Raw genomic sequence first — 2,770 nt, forward strand, 5'->3', positions numbered from 1 at the left:
GGTAATACTTTTTGTTTAAACTTAACTTTATCCATTTTCATAAAATATGTTAAGTAATTTTCAGGGTCAGGAACTGAACTTAAAACTAAAACTCCACCGCATTGAGCCATCGCTTCAACTTGAAGTACTCCTGGCATTACTGGTGCGTCAGGAAAATGACCTATAAAAAAAGGTTCATTCATTGTCACGTTTTTCATTCCAACTACATGATTTTCAGAAAGCTCTAATATTCTATCTATTAATAAAAAAGGTGGTCTGTGTGGAAGAATATTCATGATTTGATGAATATCCATTAATGGTGGTTGATTTAAATCGTACGTTGGTACATTATTTCTTTTTTCTTGCTTAATTATTTTTTGTAATTTTTTTGCAAAAACAGTATTTACCAAATGCCCTGGCTTATTAGCAATTACTTTGCCTCTAATTTTTGTACCTACTAAGGCCAAATCTCCAATCACATCTAATAGCTTATGACGTGCTGCTTCGTTTGCCCATCGCAATGTTAGATTATCAAGAATTCCATTAGCTTTAACAGTTAAATTTTCTTTATTAAATGCTTTTTTTAATTTATCCATAGTTACATTAGAAATTTCTTTATCTACATAAACTATGGCATTATTTAAATCGCCTCCTTGTATTAAATTGTTATCCAATAACATTTCTAACTCATGAAGAAAACTAAACGTTCTTGCATCAGCAATTTCAGTTTTAAAATTAGAAAGTGAATTAAGGGTTGCATTTTGAGTACCTAATACTTTAGTCCCAAAATCTACCATGGTAGTAATTTGAAATTCATCAGCAGGCATTAATATTATTTCACTTCCTGTTTCTTCATCTTTGTATGAAATAATTTCTTTAACTATATATTCTATACAATCAGCTTCTTGTTCTACAATTCCTGCTTTTTCAAGAGCTTCAATAAAATGTTTTGAAGACCCATCCATAATTGGAGGTTCTGCAGCATTTATTTCAATACAAATATTATCTATCCCTAAAGCAACAACTGCTGCTAATACGTGTTCAGACGTATTTACAAAAACACCTCTTTTTTCAAGATTTGTTCCTCTTTGAGTGTTTATAACATATTCTGCACTTGCCTCAATTTTTGGCTCGCCTTCTAAATCAATTCTCACAAAAGCATATCCGTAATTTATAGGCGCTGGTTTAAAAGTCATAGTAACTTTATTACCAGTATGTAGACCAACACCTGATAGTGTTACTTCATTTCTAATTGTTTTTTGTTTACTAATCATTTTAAGTCTTTTAATTCTTTTAATTCTTTTTCTAACGAATTTAGTTTTGCAACTAATTCAGGCAATTTTTTAAAATATACATATGATTTATTATAATCTGAATAACCAATTGCAGGAGTTCCCTGAATTACATCATTAGCTTTTATATTTCTTGAGATACCTGATTGTGCTTGTATTCTAACATTATCACCAATAGTAATGTGGCCAACAATACCAACCTGACCACCAATCATACAATTTTCACCAATTTTAGTAGAGCCAGCAATACCTGTTTGTGCTGCAATCACCGTATTTTTACCAATTTCAACATTATGGGCTACTTGAATTTGATTGTCTAACTTTACTCCTTTTCTTATAATTGTTGAACCTAATGTTGCTCTATCAATAGTTGTCGCAGCTCCAATATCAACATTATCTTCAATAATAACATTCCCAATTTGCGGTATTTTATTATAAACTCCATCTGCACTCGGAGCAAAACCAAATCCATCAGCACCAATTATAGCACCTGAATGAATTGCACAATTTTCACCAATCACTGTTTCTGAATATATTTTTGCTCCAGCGAATATAGTAGTGTTTGAACCAATTGTAACATTATCACCAATAAATACATTTGGATAAATTTTAACATTGTCTCCAAGTATCACATTGTTACTTACATATGAAAAAGCCCCTAAGTATAAATTTTCACCTATTTTAACTGTGTCACTTATATGGGTAGGTTTTTCTATCCCTATTTTATTCAATTTTACTTCATTATAATATTCTAAAAGTTTAGAGAACGATGCATATGCATCTTCAACTTTTATGAGGGTCGTTTCAATTTTATTTTCAACAACAAAACCTTTGTTAACAATAACAATTGAAGCTTTTGTTGAATATAAAAATGAGGTGTATTTAGGATTTGAAAGGAACGTTAAAGATCCTTCTTCTCCTTCTTCAATTTTTGAAAGCTTATAGACTTCGGTATTTTCATTTCCGTCTATTTCACCATCCAAAATTTCTGCGATTTGGTTTGCTGTAAATTTCATTTAAATGCAAAAGTAAAAAAAAAGTTTATCACTACCTATTTCTTAGGGTAGCAGATATAATACTTAACTACAGGATTTGATAAAGCTTGTAAATTTAAATGATCAGAAGCTTCAGTAACATCCCTTATCTCACCGTTTTTATATAATATTTGAATATTATTTTTTGTGGCATCATATGCCTGATTTTGAATTTTACCATGATATACAAAAAACTCTAATTCTGAATCACTTAGCATAAATTTGGTTTTAACTTTTTTCTTTATACTTTTAATTTTATCCTGCGTGAATGGTTCTTTTTGAAGTATAATTTTAGGTAAAATTCTATTAATTAAACTTTCTGATAATTTAGAAATTACTTTATCTTCATAAGAAATCCATTCTTTTATTGCTGAAAACACATCATAATCATCCAATTTAGCAAATGTTTTAAGCGCTTCTAAACTAAAAGTTTCTTCAGTAATTTGATGATTTAAAAAATATGAA

2 protein-coding genes and 1 pseudogene are annotated in these 2,770 nt (G+C 29.6%); all 3 read right to left on the reverse strand.

What is annotated here, in order from left to right:
* A partial coding sequence (locus ABY863_RS13385) for a bifunctional UDP-3-O-[3-hydroxymyristoyl] N-acetylglucosamine deacetylase/3-hydroxyacyl-ACP dehydratase (RefSeq protein WP_372795659.1) occupies positions 1 to 1,253 on the reverse strand: 1,253 nt, incomplete at its 3' end.
* Positions 1,250 to 2,287: a UDP-3-O-(3-hydroxymyristoyl)glucosamine N-acyltransferase gene (gene lpxD, locus ABY863_RS13390; protein ID WP_372795660.1), complete on the reverse strand. Its 1,038-nt coding sequence runs from the start codon at positions 2,285 to 2,287 to the stop codon at positions 1,250 to 1,252. The genes lpxD and ABY863_RS13385, both read right to left, overlap by 4 nt.
* A 35-nt stretch (positions 2,288 to 2,322) precedes the next feature.
* Positions 2,323 to 2,770 (reverse strand): annotated as a pseudogene (locus ABY863_RS13395) (phosphohydrolase); the annotation flags it as partial.

Origin of the sequence: Lutibacter sp., assembly GCF_041562875.1 — a bacterium.
Taxonomy (GTDB): domain Bacteria; phylum Bacteroidota; class Bacteroidia; order Flavobacteriales; family Flavobacteriaceae; genus Lutibacter.

Coding starts and splice junctions, on each gene's coding strand:
- lpxD (WP_372795660.1), bottom strand. CDS start 2,287: ATGAAATTTACAGCAAACCAAATCGCAGAAATTTTGGATGGTGAAATA.